Genomic DNA, 1,374 nt, shown 5'->3' with positions numbered 1-1,374 from the left:
ATCAAAAGACGAGGCGAGCAAGCGAAGCGCGGTAGGCGAGCGTTTTTAATGAAAAAGAGGACCTTCTTTTGTATAGTTAAGTCACAACAACAACTATAGAAAGAGATCCTCATATGAAAGATATCATATCTTCGCTCACAATGAAAGAATTAGAATAAATAACTTACCGTGCATTACAAGAAAGTTTCTCCCGAGTCATGGCACAAACACTGGTAGAAATCGATGAGACGATTGCTTCGGGGAGAGATAAAAAAAGGTTTTATCTTAAAGATAAGCGAACACTTAAATTCGAATCTGTATTCGGGCTGGTGGAAATGAAACGGAATTACTATTTGGACCGAGAGACAGGCAAACATGTGTATTTATTGGATCAATATTTAGCATTTGACGGGACAAAAGGGATGAGCCCGGTTGTCCAAGACCTAGCGATTGAATTAGCTGTCACGGGTGTTTCTTATCGACAAGCCAGTAAGGCGATCGAGAAACTTTTAGGTTATTCTGTCATTAGTCATGAAGGGATTCGTCAACAACTTTTAAACACGGAGGTTGTGCCAGAGAAAGCATTACCCCTTGAAAAAGATGTGTTATTCGTTGAAGTGGACGGATTATACACGAAAAGCCAAGAGAAAAAGAAAAAAGGCAGAGAGCTTAAGATCGCCAGTGTTCATCAAGGCTGGGAGATGAACGGAAAACGGGCGAAATTAAAGGCGAAACGCCATTTTATCCATGAAGGGAATGCGCCGTTCTGGGAAGCATTTGAACAGTACTTAATGGACACCTATGCATATGATCCGACGCACCATCATCTCGTTATTAATGGTGATGGGGCAAGGTGGATTACAGCGTGTCGAGATTATTTCCAACATAATGCGACCTTTGTCATTGATCGTTTTCACGTCGCTCGAGATGTGCAACGTATTTTTCGTGATCACAAGCGCTATCGGTCGATCCGAAAGAAACTCGCAAGGTATGACTGGGAAGGCTTTATGGTGGAGTTAAACAGCGCAGTTGGCACACTAGAGAATGAAAAGAAAGAAGAATGGCTGGAGACGTTAATCACCCAGCTATCTCAGTACCCAGAAGCTTTAGGTGATTATCGTGAAACGTTAGAAAGCATAGGGATCGATACAGCAGGATTTCGTCCGATGGGAAGTGCAGAAGGCACGATGAGTGTGTTCGCTAGACGCCTTAAAAATGGCCGTAGTTGGAGTCAAAAAGGACTCGATAAATTCGTTGATATTATGGTAGCACTTAAAGACAATTTTGAGATCAAAACGTTGCAAGGCATCCTAGAACAAACACCAGCATTAATACAGGAAAAGCGAAAGAGTCCCCCACCTAAGCACTTTGTCGAAAAGTTAAAAGACAGTGCAG

General features: G+C 42.3%; 1 protein-coding gene. It reads left to right on the top strand.

Features of this window, described 5'->3' with window-relative positions; translation table 11 throughout:
• Positions 1-197: 197 nt before the first annotated feature.
• On the top strand, positions 198-1,374 hold a 1,177-nt coding region (locus BLR62_RS12295), incomplete at its 3' end, for an ISLre2 family transposase (protein WP_090797422.1).

The sequence above is a fragment of the Pelagirhabdus alkalitolerans genome (genome assembly GCF_900096905.1).
GTDB classification, from domain to species: domain Bacteria; phylum Bacillota; class Bacilli; order Bacillales; family Amphibacillaceae; genus Pelagirhabdus; species Pelagirhabdus alkalitolerans.
Note: the sequence above shows the minus strand (reverse complement) of the source record. Positions and strands in the feature narration are given on the sequence as shown.